This is a genomic window from Pseudomonas sp. TCU-HL1 (assembly GCF_001708505.1).
Classification (GTDB): domain Bacteria; phylum Pseudomonadota; class Gammaproteobacteria; order Pseudomonadales; family Pseudomonadaceae; genus Metapseudomonas.
Genome location: NZ_CP015992.1, coordinates 2051382 through 2067747, shown reverse-complemented (window position 1 = coordinate 2067747; position 16366 = coordinate 2051382). Strand labels below are relative to the sequence as shown.

The 16366-nt window shown below is 62.9% G+C and carries 11 protein-coding genes; 4 read left to right on the top strand and 7 right to left on the bottom strand.

The window, feature by feature from the left end:
- Positions 1-10 precede the first annotated feature (10 nt).
- The 3 genes from THL1_RS09565 to THL1_RS09555 are packed head-to-tail and all read right to left on the bottom strand — an operon-like array spanning position 11 to position 2106.
- Complete coding sequence (locus tag THL1_RS09565; RefSeq protein ID WP_069083055.1) at positions 11-1333, bottom strand: AAA family ATPase; 1323 nt, start codon at positions 1331-1333, stop codon at positions 11-13.
- A gap of 15 nt (positions 1334-1348) precedes the next feature.
- A complete protein-coding gene (locus tag THL1_RS09560) occupies positions 1349-1867 on the bottom strand; it encodes an A24 family peptidase (protein ID WP_069083054.1) in 519 nt (172 codons plus the stop codon).
- 29 nt (positions 1868-1896) lie between these two features.
- Positions 1897-2106, bottom strand: a complete 210-nt coding sequence (locus tag THL1_RS09555; RefSeq protein WP_069083053.1) for a Flp family type IVb pilin — start codon at positions 2104-2106, stop codon at positions 1897-1899.
- Between the two features lie 382 nt (positions 2107-2488).
- Between THL1_RS09555 and THL1_RS09550 the strand changes: the two genes are divergently transcribed.
- Complete coding sequence (locus tag THL1_RS09550) at positions 2489-3346, top strand: AraC family transcriptional regulator (RefSeq protein WP_069083052.1); 858 nt, start codon at positions 2489-2491, stop codon at positions 3344-3346.
- Positions 3347-3349: 3 nt separating this feature from the next.
- Here the strand turns inward: THL1_RS09550 and ligA are convergent, their stop codons facing one another.
- The 4 genes from ligA to THL1_RS09530 form a co-directional block, all read right to left on the bottom strand.
- Positions 3350-5719, bottom strand: a complete 2370-nt coding sequence (gene ligA / locus THL1_RS09545) for an NAD-dependent DNA ligase LigA (protein ID WP_069083051.1) — start codon at positions 5717-5719, stop codon at positions 3350-3352.
- Between the two features lie 68 nt (positions 5720-5787).
- Entirely contained in the window at positions 5788-6606 is an 819-nt protein-coding gene (gene zipA, locus THL1_RS09540; RefSeq protein ID WP_069083050.1) for a cell division protein ZipA, read from the bottom strand.
- Between the two features lie 233 nt (positions 6607-6839).
- Entirely contained in the window at positions 6840-10328 is a 3489-nt protein-coding gene (gene smc / locus THL1_RS09535) for a chromosome segregation protein SMC (protein ID WP_069083049.1), read from the bottom strand.
- A gap of 13 nt (positions 10329-10341) precedes the next feature.
- Positions 10342-11001 (bottom strand): GntR family transcriptional regulator, encoded by a 660-nt coding sequence (locus THL1_RS09530; RefSeq protein WP_069083048.1) that lies wholly within the window; start codon positions 10999-11001, stop codon positions 10342-10344.
- Positions 11002-11488: 487 nt separating this feature from the next.
- Here THL1_RS09530 and xdhA point away from each other — a divergent pair, with 487 nt between their 5' ends.
- The 3 genes from xdhA (at position 11489) to xdhC (ending at position 16363) form a co-directional block, all read left to right on the top strand.
- Positions 11489-12928, top strand: a complete 1440-nt coding sequence (xdhA, locus tag THL1_RS09525) for a xanthine dehydrogenase small subunit (RefSeq protein ID WP_069083047.1) — start codon at positions 11489-11491, stop codon at positions 12926-12928.
- Positions 12921-15317: a xanthine dehydrogenase molybdopterin binding subunit gene (gene xdhB, locus THL1_RS09520; protein ID WP_069083046.1), complete on the top strand. Its 2397-nt coding sequence runs from the start codon at positions 12921-12923 to the stop codon at positions 15315-15317. Before xdhA ends, xdhB begins: the two co-directional genes overlap by 8 nt.
- A gap of 212 nt (positions 15318-15529) precedes the next feature.
- Entirely contained in the window at positions 15530-16363 is an 834-nt protein-coding gene (gene xdhC / locus THL1_RS09515) for a xanthine dehydrogenase accessory protein XdhC (protein ID WP_069083045.1), read from the top strand.
- The last annotated feature ends 3 nt before the right edge of the window (positions 16364-16366 follow it).

Sequence of the window (16366 nt, the reverse complement as noted above, 5' to 3'; positions counted from 1 at the left end):
CGGTTTCTCCTCAGCCAAGGAAATCGAGCTGGACGAAGTAGTTGTGCCAGGCCCATTCCAGGTCCTGTGGCGACAGCGGGCCAGAGCCGTCGAGATAGCGCTGATGATCCAGCGCCATGCCCAGCAGATCCCGCGGATGGCAAGGCACCAGTGGCATGCCCTGGGGCTCATACAACCCCTGAAGCACGTAGCGCAGCAGGATAGGGTCGAAGGGAATGCCGAGCCGCTCGGTTTCCTGCCGCCAGATGCACCCGTACTCATCCGGCTGCAGGTAGTTGAAATGCAACTTGTAGCCAATCCGCCGGAGGAAGGCCTCGTCGGCCAGCTCCAGCGGATTGAGATTGGTGGAGAACACCAGAATCAGGTCGAAAGGCAGCTCGCAATGGCGCCCACCGCCCAGGTTGAGAAAATCGCGTTTCTCTTCCATGGGCACGATCCAGCGGTTCAGCAATTCAGCCGGTGCCATGCGCTGACGACCCATGTCGTCGATTATGAACAGGCCGTTGCTGGCCTTCAGTTGCAAGGGCGCCCTGTACAGCCGGGTGAAGGGGTCGTAGCGGATATCCAGCTGCTCCATGCTCAGCTCGCCACCGGTGATCACGATAGGGCGCTTGCAGCACAGCAGGCGGCGATCGATGCCTTCATCCAGCAGCAGCTTGTTTGGCTGTGTACCGTCCTCCAAGCGTTGGTGCACCTGGGGATCGTAAATCTCGATCACTGCCTCGTTGATGGCGATGGCATAGGGCACCCAGATGGCCTCGGCGAACAACCGGATCAGGCGACTGCTGATATAGGTCTTACCGGTACCCGCCGGCCCGTAGATCATGATGGCGCGGCCGGAGTTCATCGCCACGCCGAGCTGGTCCAGCATCTCGTCGGCCAGAACCACGCTATGAAAGGCATTGCGCATATCCCGCGCGGTGATGCGGCCATGGTGGATGGTCTGCACCTTGAGCAACGAGCGGTAGGCGCTCACTGGGAAAGGCGCGGCGCCGATATAACCGCTGCGCGCCAGGGCATCACGGGCGGCACTGCGGCCGCGTTCGGTCAGGCCGTAGCGCAGGGCCTGGCCACCGGCCTGGCCCAGCACTTCGACACGTCCGTCCTTGCGCAGGAAAGCGAGGACCTCCTCCAGCACCGCCCCTGTCAGCGCCAGGCGCTCCACCAGACGCGGCAGGTCCAACACACCAGCATCATGCAGGTGCTTGCAGACCAGATCACCGAGGAAGCTGTCCGCCAGGCCGGTCTCGCGAATGGTGCGCGGCTGCGGCGCAAGTCGCTGTACGGCCTCGCGTTCGCTGGGGTAGGCTTCGCTGTCGCTGACGGCAAACATGATTCGCCTCCTGAGCTAATGCCCGAGTGGTTGCCAGAAGATGCCGATCAAGGTTCCCAGCAGAATGGCAACCGAATATGGGAATGGCTTGCCTGCAGCTTCACCCTGGGTCGGCGCCAGGTACACCCATGTCCTCAGCATCAGCCCGTAACGCGTCAGGGTGCGCAGCACCTGCCCACGGCAGAGGACGATCAGGAATCCGCAGACACTGCCGGCAATCAAGCTGTAGAAGGCCATCCACATGGCGTCCTGATAGGTAAAGAAACAGCCGACCATGGCCATCAGCTTCACGTCGCCCGCAGCCATCCCACCCAATGCGTAGAGCGGCAGGAAGATGGCGAAACCAATCAACATGCCCATCAGTCCGATATTGATGCCGCTATACCCAACGGAATACACCTGGAGTCCAAGCCCTAGCGCGATACCTGTCAGTACCAACAGGTTGGGAATGCGGTGGTGAAGCAGGTCGCTCACCACCGCGATACCCAGCAGCCCAAGAAGCACGGCAGGGATCAGGATGTATTCCGCGGGCATAGCGGCGTCTCACACTGGAAGCTTTTGTACTAGCAGGGTGCTGCAGCGCTGCCAGCCCGGGACTTGACCGCACCACAGAGCGCCCGGATGTTGGTATCCACCTCGCCGCCCAGCAAGGTGAAAGCAGTCACAACCCCAATGGTAATAATGCCGCCGGCAACCGCGTATTCCACAATGGTCAGCCCATCCTCATCCTTCACGAACTTCATCACCGAAGTCTTGATTGCTTCAAAAGTCATTTCGCCCACCTCACTCAGTTGTATCTGCAGTGTCCGGCGGCACTTCTCGCCCCGCCTGAATCCACCCTAGTCACCCCCAAAAGTGGGGAGTTAGGAGTTTTTTGCGGATCGCTAGGACTTTCTTGCTGGAAGAGGGTGGGCTATCAGGGCGCCAGGCCAGAGTGGCTCTGGCCCAGACGTGACGGGGCCTTCAGGCAGGTGACTGGTCGGGTGACGAACGGTGCAGCGGGCGCGAAAGCCGCGAAAAATGGGGCACCCACTTTTGGGTAGAACGGTGTCACAGGAGGCAGCGCCTGCTTATAGGGATTGGTTCTTTAGCCTAATGGCACAGTGACAATACTGCACCTCGGGGAACCACAATAACTGGGCGCAGGTTTAGATAATGCAGTCGAACTCCGCCGTAGAACCCGTGCTGCTCTGGCTCGACCTGACTCGTAGCAGGTCGACGCCAGCGCTCATGCAGCAGTTCGAGGGCTGTTGCGAATGCCGATTGGCGGAAGGCCGCAAGACGCCGGGAAAGGAGCAGCTACGCCAGGTCGACATGATCTGCGTCCACTTCAACTGCCCGGATGTCAACGGCCTCAACCTGCTGCTGGAGTTGAAGCGGACCTACCCGTCCACCCCCATCGCCATGTTCACCGTCCAGCACTCCGAGGAACTGGCTATCTGGGCGATGCGCGCCAGGGTCTGGGAGTTCGTAGTGCTACCGCTGGGCGTTGACGAGCAGAACCGTTTCCTCGACAGCCTGCAGCAGCTCAGCGAAGTGCGCCGAGCCGTCACCAGCCTCGGGCGCAAGCCATTGCTGGAACGCAACCCGCCCCTGCCTGAGAGCATTCGCCTGACCTCTGGCCACCAGAAGCACAAGGCGTTGAGCAAGGTGATGCCCTACATCGAGCAGCATTTTCGCGACAGCGTCGATCAGAAGGAGCTGGCCCAGCAGTGCGGCATGACCCCTTTCCGCTTCAGCCGCCTCTTCAAGGAGGTCAACGGCATCGGCTTCATGGAATACATCCTCGGCAAGCGCATGGATTTCGCCAAGCACCTGCTGGAGAACAGCCAGATGCCGGTAACCAGCATCGGCTATGAGGCCGGATTCAAGGACCCGTCTTACTTTGCTCGCGCATTCAAGCAACTAGCGGGCTGCACGCCCAGCGAGTATCGGCAGAGCCTGCGCCCAATCGAAGCGGCGGAAGCGCCCGCCGCCGTGATCGACGAGGAAATTCTGGGCATTGGGGCCTGAGCATCAGCCCAGCCGCGCCAGTTCCGCGAGAAACTGCTCCTCGTCCAGAACCCGTACACCCAGCTCATTGGCCTTGGCCAGCTTGGAACCGGCGCCCGGCCCGGCCACCACGCAGTGGGTACGCGCCGATACCGAGCCTGCCACCTTGGCCCCCAGCGTCTCCAGCTTCTCCTTGGCGACATCCCGGCTCATGACTTCCAGCGTGCCGGTCAGCACCCAGGTCTGGCCTGCCAGCGGTAGACCGTCCACGACCTTCTTCTCACTTTCCCAGTGCATGCCGAAATCGCGCAGCTGGACTTCGATGGCCTGGGCACGGCGAACGCTCTCCTCCACTACGAAGAATTCGCGCAGGGCCTGCTTGGCCTTTTCGTTCAGGCCCTTCATCACGCTCAGATCGAGCCAGTCGCGGCTGAGGGCAATCAGGCCATCCAGGTTGCCGGCCTTTTCCGCCAGGTTCTTCGCACCCGTGGCCGCAATACCGGAGATATTGAGCTTGTCGATGAAGTCGGCGAAGGTTGCGCACGCGGCAAATTCCGGGCTCAGGCCGCCCTCCTCCTGCAACTCGATGCCGCGCTCCAGCAGGTCGCCAATCACCTTCTCGTTATGCGCATCGGCGAAGAACGCGTGGATTTCGTGGGCCACTTCCAGTCCCACGTCGGGCAGGTAGGTGAGCACGTCAGGCAGTGCCCGCTGAATGCGCTCCAGGGAACCCAGCGCGCGAGCCAGCAGCTTGGCGGTTTCCTCACCCACGTCAGGAATGCCCAGGGCGTAGATGAAGCGCGCCAGCGTCGGTTTGCGGCTATCGGCAATGGCCCCCAGCAAGTTGCGGGTAGACAGGTCGGCAAAACCTTCCAGCGCCACCACCTGGTCGTATTGGAGGGTGTAAAGATCGGCGGGCGAGGCGACCAGGCCGGTATCCACCAGTTGTTCGACGATCTTGTCGCCCAGACCCTCGATATCCAGGGCGCGCCGCGAGGCGAAGTGGATGATCGCCTGCTTCAACTGAGCGGCGCAGGCCAGGCGGCCAACGCAGCGATACACCGAGCCTTCACTGATGGTTTCCTTGCCCTTGCCGCGCTTGATCAGCTGGGTGCGTTCCACCGCCGAACCGCAGACCGGGCACTGTTCCGGGATGTGCACCGGCCGTGCATCAGCCGGACGGCGCTCGACCACCACCTGCATCACCTGAGGAATCACGTCACCGGCACGACGGATGATCACGGTGTCGCCAATCATCAGCCCCAGGCGCTCGACTTCGTCCATGTTGTGCAAGGTGGCATTGGACACGGTGACGCCCGCCACCTGCACAGGCTTGAGCCGCGCGACGGGGGTGACGGCACCGGTACGGCCGACCTGGAATTCCACGTCCAGCAGCTCGGTGAGTTCTTCTTGGGCCGGGAATTTGTGTGCGATCGCCCAGTGCGGGGTGCGCGCGCGAAAGCCCAGTTGCTGCTGGTCCTCGATGTTGTTGACCTTGAACACCACGCCGTCGATGTCATACGCCAGGCTCATGCGCCGCTCGCCGATGTCACGGTAGTAATCCAGGCAGGCCTGGGCGCCACGGGCCAGTTTCAACTCCCGGCTGATGGGGACGCCCCAGGCCTTGAGCTGCTCGAGCATGCCCACCTGGGTCGCCGGCAATTCACCGCTGACCTGGCCAACGCCATAGCAGCAGAACTCCAGTGGGCGGCTGGCGGTAATCTTCGGGTCCAGCTGACGCAGGCTGCCGGCGGCCGCGTTACGCGGGTTGGCGAAGGTCTTGCCGCCACTTTCGGCCTGGCGCGCATTGAGTTCCTCGAAACCGGCCCTGGGCATGTAGACCTCACCCCGCACCTCCAGCAACTCCGGCCAGCCCTCCCCTTGCAGCTTGAGCGGGACATTGCGGATGGTGCGCACGTTGCTGCTAATGTCCTCGCCGGTGGTGCCATCACCACGCGTGGCACCACGTACGAGCTGGCCATTGCGGTAAAGCAGGCTGACCGCCAGGCCATCGAGCTTGGGCTCACAGCTGTACTCCACCTCTGCGCCACCACCAAACAGGTCGCCGGCCTGCAGGCCAAGCCCGCTCTGCACACTGCGGTCGAAGGCACGCAGATCGTCTTCTTCGAATGCGTTGCCCAGGCTGAGCATGGGCACCTCGTGGCGCACCTCGCCGAAGGCCGACAGGGCCGCGCCACTGACCCGCTGGGTCGGCGATTCCGGGGTCACCAGCTCGGGATGCTGGGCCTCCAGGGCCTGCAGCTCGCGAAACAGACGGTCGTACTCGGCGTCCGGCACGCTGGGCTCGTCGAGCACGTAGTAGCGGTAGTTGTGCGCATCCAGCTCGGCGCGCAGCTCAAGGATGCGTACGGCGGCGGTTTGGGCATCGGTCATGGTTCAGGCTCATTCTGTTGAAACAAAAAGAGCAGCCGGGGCTGCTCTTTCGTTGACTGCGCGCCGGCTCAGCGCTTGTGAGTCAGGTGCTTGCGCTCGAATTCGACGATGCGCTGGCGGTAATGCTCGATGGTTTGCGCGGTCATTACACTGCGCTGGTCGTCTTTCAGTTCGCCATTCAGCTCCTGGGACAGCTTGCGGGCAGCAGCGACCATCACATCGAAGGCCTGCTTCGGATGGCGCGGACCCGGCAGGCCGAGGAAGAAGCTCACGGCACGGGTGCTGAAGTGGTCGATGTCGTCCAGGTCGAAGGTGCCCGGCTTCACGCCGTTGGCCATGGAGAACAGCACTTCGCCATTGCCAGCCATGCTTTCGTGGCGATGGAAGATATCCATGGCACCGAAGCGCAGACCACTTTCCAGAATGTTCTGCAGCAACGCCGGGCCCTTGAAGCCGGCTTCGTCGCGGGCGACGACATTGATGACCAGCACTTCCTCGACCGGCGCTTCCTGCTGGGTTTGCACCTGAGGATGGGCCTTGCCGTTCTTCTTGCCTTCGTCGACCGGGTTCAGCAGGGTCGGTACCGGCTCGTCGAGATTGAGGTCTCCCTGATGCGGCTCACCGCGGCGCTTGCTCGGCTCGCGAGCGCTCAGCGATGGCAGATCGGCCTCGTCCAGGGATGGCTCCTGGTGACCGTGCTCCTTGACCCGGGACGGGCCGAGCAGATTCGGATCTTCATCGTCGTCCTGAACGTTGGAGAAGTTGCGATCCAGCCTGAACTTGAGCTTCCCCTTGCCGCCACTCATGCGGCGCCAGCCATCGAACAGAATGCCGGCGATTACGATGATGCCAATGACGATCAGCCACTCGCGCAGACCGATATCCATGTAGTCCTGTGTCCCCTAGTGAAAAAGTACAAACAAAGGTGAAGAAAGGACATCCCGTCCCCTGAAACGTGGCGCCCAACTCCATGTTCTGAATGGCGTTTTCCACGTGCAACAAATTTGGGCATAAAGCTAGCACGACCAGCCCAGCAGAGAAACCTCTGATAGTGGCTTACTCCCAAGGCGATGCGAATTTGATTGCCTTGTCGTTCCGGAGTTCGCCCGCGGCTTCAAGGCTAGGCCTCGACCATCGACATCGCCTCCTCCACATCCACCGCCACCAGGCGCGAACAACCGGGCTCGTGCATGGTCACGCCCATCAACTGGTCCGCCATTTCCATGGCGATCTTGTTGTGGGTGATATAGATGAATTGCACTTTCTCGGACATTTCCTTCACCAGTCGCGCATAACGGCCGACGTTCGCGTCGTCCAGGGGCGCATCCACTTCGTCCAGCATGCAGAACGGTGCCGGGTTGAGCTGGAAAATGGCGAACACCAGGGCCAGGGCCGTGAGCGCCTTTTCCCCGCCGGACAGCAGGTGAATCGTGCTGTTCTTCTTGCCCGGCGGCCGCGCCATGATTGCGACTCCGGTATCCAGCAGGTCTTCGCCGGTGAGCTCAAGGTAGGCATGACCGCCACCGAATACCTTGGGGAACAGCGCCTGCAGGCCCGCGTTGATCTGATCGAAGGTTTCCTTGAAGCGGTTGCGGGTTTCCTTGTCGATCTTGCGGATGACGTTTTCCAGCGTGTCCAGGGCTTCCACCAGATCGTCGTTCTGCGCGTCCAGGTAGCGCTTGCGCTCGGACTGCTGCTGGTACTCGTCGATGGCCGCGAGGTTGATCGGCCCAAGACGCTGGATTCGCGCCGCAAGCCGTTCGAGCTCCTCTTCCCAGGCGCCTTCGCTGGCCTCGCCCGGCAGAGTGGCGAGCACCCCGTGCAGGTCGTAGCCATCTTCGTAGAGCTGTTCCTGCAGGGTCTTGCGGCGAACCGTCAGGGCTTGCCATTCCAGGCGCTGCTGCTCCAACTGGCCACGCAGCAGTTGCGCCTGCTGTTCGGCCTGGGTACGGCGCTTCTCGGCGTCGCGCAGTTCGCGGTCGGCATCTTCCAGGGCCAGCCGCGCCAACTTCAACTCTTCCTCCACGCCCAGGCGCTTTTCCAGCAGTTCCTCCAGCTTCAGGCGCAGCTCTTCCAGCGGCGCGGCGCCCTCCTCCAGGTTCAGGCTGAGCTGTTCGCGACGCTCGTTCAAGCGCTCGAACTGCAGCGCCAGGCGTTCCAGGGCCTGGCGGGTGGAGTCGTGTTGTGCGCGCAGCGCACCGACGCGCACGGCCAACTGGTGGGCATGGTCCTTGTGCTGGCGGGCCTCCTGACGAATGCGGTCGAGACACTCACGCAGGCTGTCACGCTCGGCCAGCAGTTTCTCGCGCAGTTCGGTGTCGGTGGCCATGGCATCCAGCGCATCCTGCAGGGTAAGGCGCGCTTCGCCCAATTGTTCATGCTCAAGGGAGCGCTGTTCTTCCAGCTCGCCGCGCTCTTCGTCCAGGCGCTTGCGCCGCAGGGTGAGCTGCTCGACCTTGGCTTGCTGGGCAGACAGTCGGGCTTTCAACTCGCCCAGGCTGCGGGCTTCTTCCTGCAGTTGGCGGCGCTGCTGCTCGCGCGCTTCTTCCTGCTGGCGCTGGCTGTCACGCAGGTGCTGCAGGCGCTCGTCCAGCTGCTCCAGGGCGGCCTCGCGCTCCTCGCGCTCGGCGTGTAGACGCTCCAGTTCCTGGCCTCTGGCCAGCAGGCCACTTTCAGCTTCACTGGCACGACGTACGCGCAGGAAATTGCGCCCCACCCAGTAGCCGTCGCGGCTGATCAGGCTCTCGCCCTCAGCCAGATTGGCGTGACGGGCCAGCGCCTGTTCCAGGGACTCCACCGGCTGGACCTTGGCCAGCCAAGGCGCCAGATCCATCGGGGCCTCAACCTTGTCCAGCAGGCTGCCGGGTACCCGCGCGCCGCCCTTGCCGGCGCTGGCCAGGCGCAACTCGCCCTGGTTGAAAGCGGAAAGGTCAAGGCCATTGAAATCGTCCAGCAGCACGGCTTGCAGATCAGCGCCGAGGACGGTTTCCACCGCCAGCTCCCAGCCCTGCTCCACCCGCAGCCCCTCGGCCAGTCGCGGACGTTCGGCCAGTTGCTGTTCACGCAGCCATTGCGCAGCCCCCTTGCCAGGGTCGAGTGCGGCTTGCTGCAGGGCCTCAAGGGAAGCGATGCGACCATTCAGGCGCTGCAACTCGCCCTGGGCCTGCTGCTGGACTGCGGCTGCCTGCTGCAGCTCGTCCCGCACGCTGTCCAGGCGCTCTGCCAGGCCCTGTTCGGAGGCCTGGAGTTCTTCCAGGCGCAGTTCGCCCACCGCGAGCGCTTCGCTCAGCTCCAGCACCGCCGCGTCCTCCGGGTCGGCGGCCAGTTGGGCGCTCTCGTCATTCAGGCGACGCTCACGCTCGACCAGGCGCTCCAGGCTGTGATCCAGCTGCTGGATACGCGCCTGCTGCACCTCGGCCTGGCGGCGCGGCTCGGCGCTGCGCTGGTTGAAGCCGTCCCACTGTTCCTGCCAGGCATGCATGCCGGTTTCAGCTTCTTCCAGCTGGGCGGCTGCCTCTTCGGCGGCGGCAGCGCTCATCTCCTGCTCCGGGCCGAGCATGTCCAGTTCCTCGCCCAGGGTGGCGAGCAACGTCCGGTCGTGGCCCAGGTGAGACTCGGTTTCCTGACGGGCGCGCTCAGCTTCACGCAGGTCATCCTGCAATTGGCGCAAGCGCTGCTGCCCGTGCTGGATGCTCTGCTCCACGCGGGCGATGTCGCCCCCTACGGAATAAAAACGACCCTGCACCTGGTTAAAGCGCTCGGACAGCTCGTGATGCCCATCGCGCAGGCGCTCGATGCTGGCGTCTGCGTTGCGTTGCTCGGCCACCAAGGCTTCGAAGCTGACTTCCTGGTTGCCGATCACCGCCTCGCGCTGGCCGACCTGGTCGTTCAGCGCCCGCCACTTCAGCGCAGCGAGCTGGGCCTTGAGCTGTCGCTCCTCGGCCTTGAACTCCTGGTACTTCTCCGCGGACTGGGCCTGGCGGTGCAGACGCTCCAGCTGGCGTTCCAGTTCTTCACGCAGGTCGGTCAGGCGCGCCAGGTTTTCCTGGGTGCGGCGGATGCGGCTCTCGGTCTCTCGGCGGCGCTCCTTGTACTTGGAGATACCGGCGGCCTCTTCGATGAAGTTGCGCAGATCCTCCGGTTTGGCCTCGATCAGCTTAGAGATCATCCCCTGCTCGATGATCGAATAACTGCGTGGCCCCAGGCCGGTGCCGAGGAAGATGTCGGTAATGTCGCGACGACGGCACTTGGTGCCGTTGAGGAAATAGGTGTTCTGGCCGTCGCGGCTGACGCGGCGGCGGATGGAAATCTCGGCGAAGGCGGCGTACTCGCCGACCAAGGAGTTGTCCGAGTTATCGAAGATGAGTTCGATGCTGGCCTGGGCGACCGGCTTGCGGGTGTTGGAGCCGTTGAAGATGACATCGGTCATCGACTCGCCGCGAAGGTTCTTTGCCGAACTTTCACCCATTACCCAGCGAACGGCGTCGATAATGTTCGACTTTCCGCAGCCATTGGGGCCGACTACGGCCGCCATGTTGCTGGGAAAGCTGACAGTGGTCGGGTCAACGAAGGATTTGAACCCGGCCAGCTTGATGCACTTCAGCCGCATGGGCGCACTCCGCTCAACGCTCGGACAGGGCTGCGAGCACCAGCTCGCAGTTCTGCTTGCCATAGCCCAGCAGTACCTCGCGGACCCTCTCTTGATCGCGGGCAATCACCGCCAGCAACAGGTCGTCGAACACCGCACCGAACTGGCCCATCTGGCCACGGCGGCGCTCCAGGGCAATGTAGTAGGTGCGGGCAATGGCCGGCTGCAGGTTGTCCAGGGTCTGCTGCAGGTAAGGGTTATCAGCGAAGGGATAGGCCGCCTGCATGATCGCGAAGCTGGAGTCGACGAAGGCAAGGATGTCTTCCCGCTCGCGCGCCTCGACCAGGCGCTGCTGGATGGCGCGAAACGGTGCGAGGTCTTCCTCCGTGCGCCAGTGCTCGGCCACGGCGTAGCCCAGCAGGATGTAGAGTTCCATCACCAGCGTGTAAAGGCTGCGGACATGTTGGGTGGTCAACTCGGACACCTGGGCGCCACGGCGCGGCAGGATGTTGATCAGGTGCCGACGCTCAAGGATCAGCAGCGCTTCGCGCACCGATCCCCGGCTGACATTCATGGCCTGGGTGACTTTCTGTTCCTGGATGCGCTCTCGCTCCTTCAACTCGCCGCGAATGATGCGCTCGGCCAAGTGATGGGCAATCTGCTCGGAGAGGCTGTCCGGTGCCTTGAACGTCATGGTTTTCCTTCGAACTGGGGAACATTGTGCGCTGTGCCGGAGCTTTCCCACGCAAAAGCTCCGGCGCTGACAGTACTACGGGTACAGGCAGTGGACGCAAGCGTGATAGGGGGGGAAATTTCCGACTCTGCCGCAGGACATGGGCAGGCGGCAAAGTCTATCACAAGGCCTGTTGCAGCTCTTGTGGGGCGAATTCATTCGCGAATGGAACCCGCTCGGATTGGGAAAGGCAGGCCTTCGGCCTGCTTCGCGATTGAAATCGCCCCTTCAGGGAGACGCACCGCGTGCGCCCACTTCCTACACTTATGACAGGTGGCACGAATTGCGCTTTAACCTTGAGACAGAGCGGGCGCGGACGGCTAATAACTGAAAGAGATGAAGATTTCCTGACTTTCGAGTCAAATATTTATTGACCCAAAAGTCAGAGGCCTCTAAATTTGCCCCATACGAGCCCTCGTAAAAACAATAAAGTGCCTGGAGGTCGCCCTTGATCCAGTTTTTACTCAATCGGGAGCTGCGCACTGAGCATGCCCTCGATCCCAATGTCACGGTGCTCAACTACCTGCGTGAGCATGTCGGCAAACCCGGTACCAAAGAAGGCTGCGCCTCGGGCGATTGCGGTGCCTGCACCGTGGTCGTCGGCGAGTTGGAGGGCGACCGCATCCGCTACCGCACCCTCAACTCCTGTCTGACCTTCGTCTCCTCGCTCCACGGCAAGCAACTGATCACCGTCGAAGACCTCAAGCACCAGGGCCAACTGCATTCCGTGCAACAGGCCATGGTGGATTGCCACGGCTCCCAGTGCGGTTTCTGCACCCCCGGTTTCGTCATGTCGCTGTTCGCCCTGCAGAAGAACAGCAACGGCTATGACAAGGCCCAGACCATGGAAGCCCTGGCGGGCAACCTGTGCCGCTGTACCGGCTACCGCCCGATCATCGACGCCGCCGAGCAGGCGTGCTGCCAGAAGCAGCCGGACCAGTTCGACGCCGCCGAAGCCCAGACCGTCGCCCAGCTGAAAGCCATCGCCCCGCTTGAGACCGCCGAACTGAACAGCGGCGACAAGCGTTGCCTGGTGCCGCTGACCGTGGCCGATCTGGCTGACTTCTATATGTCCAACCCGCAGGCCCGCCTGCTGGCCGGCGGCACCGATCTGGCCCTGGAAGTCACCCAGTTCCACCGCGAGCTGCCGGTCATGATCTATGTCGGCCACATCGACGCCATGAAGCGCATCGAGGAGAATGGCGACTTCATCGAGATTGGCGCCGCCACCACCCTGTCCGACTGCTACGAGACACTGGCTCGCGAGTACCCGGACTTCGGCGAGTTGCTGCACCGCTTCGCCTCCCTGCAGATCCGTAACCAAGGCACCCTGGGCGGCAACATCGGTAACGCTTCGCCCATCGGCGACGCCCCGCCGCTGCTGATCGCACTCGGCGCCGAAATCGTCCTGCGCAAGGGCAACCAGACCCGCACCCTGCCGCTGGACGAGTACTTCCTCGATTACAAGGTCACCGCTCGCCAGGACTCCGAGTTCATCGAGAAGGTGCGCGTGCCACGCGTTCGCAAGAATCAGGTCTTCCGCGCCTACAAGGTGTCCAAGCGTCTGGACGATGACATTTCCGCCGTCTGCGCCGCCTTCAACCTGGTGATCGAAAATGGTGTGGTGCGCAAGGCCCGTGTCGCCTTCGGCGGCATGGCCGGCATTCCCAAGCGCGCCACCTCCTGCGAACAGGCCCTGATCGGCGCCGCCTGGTACCCGGGCACCGTCGAACGTGCCTGCGAGGCGCTCGCCAAGGACTTCACTCCGCTCTCGGACTTCCGCGCCAGCAAGGAATACCGCCTGCTGACCGCCCAGAACCTGCTGCGCAAGTTCTTCCTCGAGCTGCAATCCCCAGAAGTCGAAACCCGGGTAACCGCGTATGTCTAACAAACACCACCACAAGACCCAGGAAGAACTGGCGGAACTGTTCCGCGCCGACATCACCACCGGCGTTGGCAAGAGCGTCAAGCATGAAAGCGCGCCCAAGCATGTGTCGGGCGAAGCCGTGTACGTCGACGACCGCCTGGAGTTCCCCAACCAGCTGCACGTCTATGCCCGCATGAGCGACCGCGCCCATGCGCGCATCACCCGCATCGATACCACGCCCTGCTACCAGTTCCCGGGCGTGGCCATCGCCATCACCGCCAAGGACGTGCCTGGCCAGCTGGACATCGGCCCGGTGGTTGCCGGCGACCCGCTGCTGGCGGATGGCAAGGTCGAATACGTCGGCCAGGTGGTACTGGCGGTAGGCGCTGACAGCCTGGAAACCGCGCGCAAGGCAGCCATGGCCGCGATCGTCGAGTACGAGGACCTGGAGCCCGTGCTGGATGTGGTCGACGCCCTGCGCAAGAAACATTTCGTGCTGGATAGCCACCAGCACAAGCGCGGCGATTCCAGCAGCGCGCTGGCCGCCTCGAAGAACCGCCTGCAAGGCACCCTGCACATCGGCGGCCAGGAACACTTCTACCTGGAAACGCAGATTTCCTCGGTCATGCCCACCGAAGACGGCGGCATGATCGTCTACACCTCGACGCAGAACGCCACCGAGGTGCAGAAATTGGTGGCCGAGGTGCTCGGCGTATCGATGCACAAGATCGTCATCGACATGCGCCGCATGGGTGGAGGCTTCGGCGGCAAGGAAACCCAGGCCGCCGGTCCGGCATGCCTCTGTGCAGTGATCGCGCACCACACCGGTCGTCCGACCAAGATGCGCCTGCCGCGCATGGAAGACATGAGCATCACCGGCAAGCGTCACCCCTTCTACGTCGAGTACGACGTGGGCTTCGACGACGACGGCCTGCTCAAGGGCATTGAGTTGGAACTGGCGGGCAACTGCGGTTACTCGCCTGACCTGTCCGGTTCCATCGTCGACCGCGCAATGTTCCACTCGGACAATGCCTACTTCCTCGAAAACGCCACCATCAACGGTCACCGCTGCAAGACCAACACCGCCTCGAACACTGCCTACCGCGGTTTCGGCGGCCCCCAGGGGATGGTCGCGATCGAGGAGATCATGGACGCCATCGCGCGCCACCTCGGCAAAGACCCGCTGGACGTGCGCAAGCTGAACTACTACGGCAAGGATGAGCGCAACGTCACCCACTACTACCAGACCGTCGAGCACAACATGCTCGCCGAGATGACCGAGGAACTGGAGACCAGCAGCGAGTACGCCAAGCGCCGCGAGGAAATCCGCGCCTTCAACGCCAGGAGCCCGGTACTGAAGAAAGGCCTGGCAATGACCCCGGTGAAATTCGGTATCAGCTTCACCGCCACCTTCCTCAACCAGGCCGGTGCGCTGGTGCACATCTACACCGACGGCAGCATCCACCTGAACCACGGCGGCACCGAGATGGGCCAGGGCCTGAACACCAAGGTCGCCCAGGTGGTCGCGGAAGTGTTCCAAGTGGACATCGGCCGCATCCAGATCACCGCCACCAATACCGACAAGGTGCCCAACACCTCGCCGACAGCGGCATCCAGCGGTACCGACCTGAACGGCAAGGCTGCCCAGAACGCGGCCGAAACCATCAAGGGTCGCCTGGTGGACTTCCTCGCCAACCACTTCAAGGTGACGGCCGAGGATGTGGAGTTCAAGAACGAGCAGGTGCGCGTGCGTGATCATTACCTCTCCTTCGAGGAAATGATCCAGCTGGCCTACTTCAACCAGATTTCGCTCTCCAGCACCGGCTTCTACCGCACGCCGAAGATCTTCTACGACCGCGACAAGGCCTGCGGCCGCCCCTTCTACTACTTCGCCTACGGTGTGGCCTGCGCCGAAGTCATCGTCGACACCCTGACCGGCGAGTACAAGATGCTGCGCACCGACATCCTGCATGACGTGGGTGCCTCGCTGAACCCGGCCATCGACATCGGCCAGGTCGAAGGTGCCTTCGTCCAGGGCATGGGCTGGCTGACCATGGAAGAGCTGGTGTGGAACGCCAAGGGCAAGCTAATGACCAGCGGCCCGGCGAGCTACAAGATCCCGGCCATCGCCGACATGCCGATCGACCTGCGGGTGAAGCTGGTAGAGAACCGCAAGAATCCCGAGCAGACGGTGTTCCACTCCAAGGCCGTGGGCGAGCCGCCCTTCATGCTCGGCATCGCAGTCTGGTGTGCCATCAAGGACGCCGTGGCCAGCCTGGCGGATTACCGTGCGCAGCCAGCCATCGACGCACCGGCCACCCCCGAGCGCGTGCTCTGGGGCGTCGAGCAAATGAAGAAACTGCAGCAGCCGGCCACAGCCGCCGCCCAGGCGGAGACCGAACCGGCATGACCCGCGCGAATCGGTCTGGCCGCTGACGCCAGGCCGATTCCGCAGTACGACAAACGGTGAAGAACAATGACAACAGCCACCGATCGACCGAAGACAACGCAGCAGGACACCGAAGCCGTCCTGCTGGAAACGCTGCCGGCCCCCGTGCGTCCAAAGGACGATTGGCGGCTGTCACGTTCCACCAGGCCACTGCGTAGCTGGAGACTGAGCAAATGAGTTGGATCAGCGCCCTCGCCGACCTGCAGCAACGCGGTGAACCCTGCGTGCTGGTCACCATCATTGAAGAGCGCGGCTCTACCCCGCGTAATGCCGGCTCCAAGATGGTGGTAACCGCTGAGCGTATCTTCGAGACCATCGGCGGCGGACATCTCGAGTTCAAGGCGATGGCGATCGCCCGCGAGATGCTCGAGAGTCGCACCCAGGACACCCGCCTGGAGCGCTTCAGCCTTGGCGCCAGCCTCGGCCAATGCTGTGGCGGCGCGACCGTGCTGCTGTTCGAGCCCATGGGCCAGCCCCAGGCGCACATCGCCGTGTTCGGCGCCGGCCACGTCGGCCGCGCGCTGGTCCCGCTGCTCGCCAGCCTCCCCTGCAAGGTGCGCTGGATCGACTCGCGGGAGAACGAGTTCCCGGAACATATCCCGGCTGGCGTGGAGAAGGTGGTCAACGAAGAAGTGATCGACGAGATCGCCGAGATGCCCAAGGGCAGCTACTTCATCGTCATGACCCACAATCACCAACTGGACCTGGAACTGACCGCCGAAATCCTGAAGCGCAACGACTTCGCCTACTTCGGCCTGATCGGCTCAAAGACCAAGCGCGTCAAGTTCGAGCACCGGCTGCGCGAGCGCGGTTTTGCCACCGAAACCGTGCAACGTATGCGCTGCCCGATGGGTATCGCCGAAGTCAAAGGCAAGTTGCCGATGGAGATCGCCATTTCCATCGCCGGCGAAGTCGTCGCCATCTACAACGCCAACTTCGGTACGGAAGTGAAGAAAGGCGAGACGGTCGCCAAGCTGATTCCCGCCTCGCGCCGGGAACAGGCCTGATAT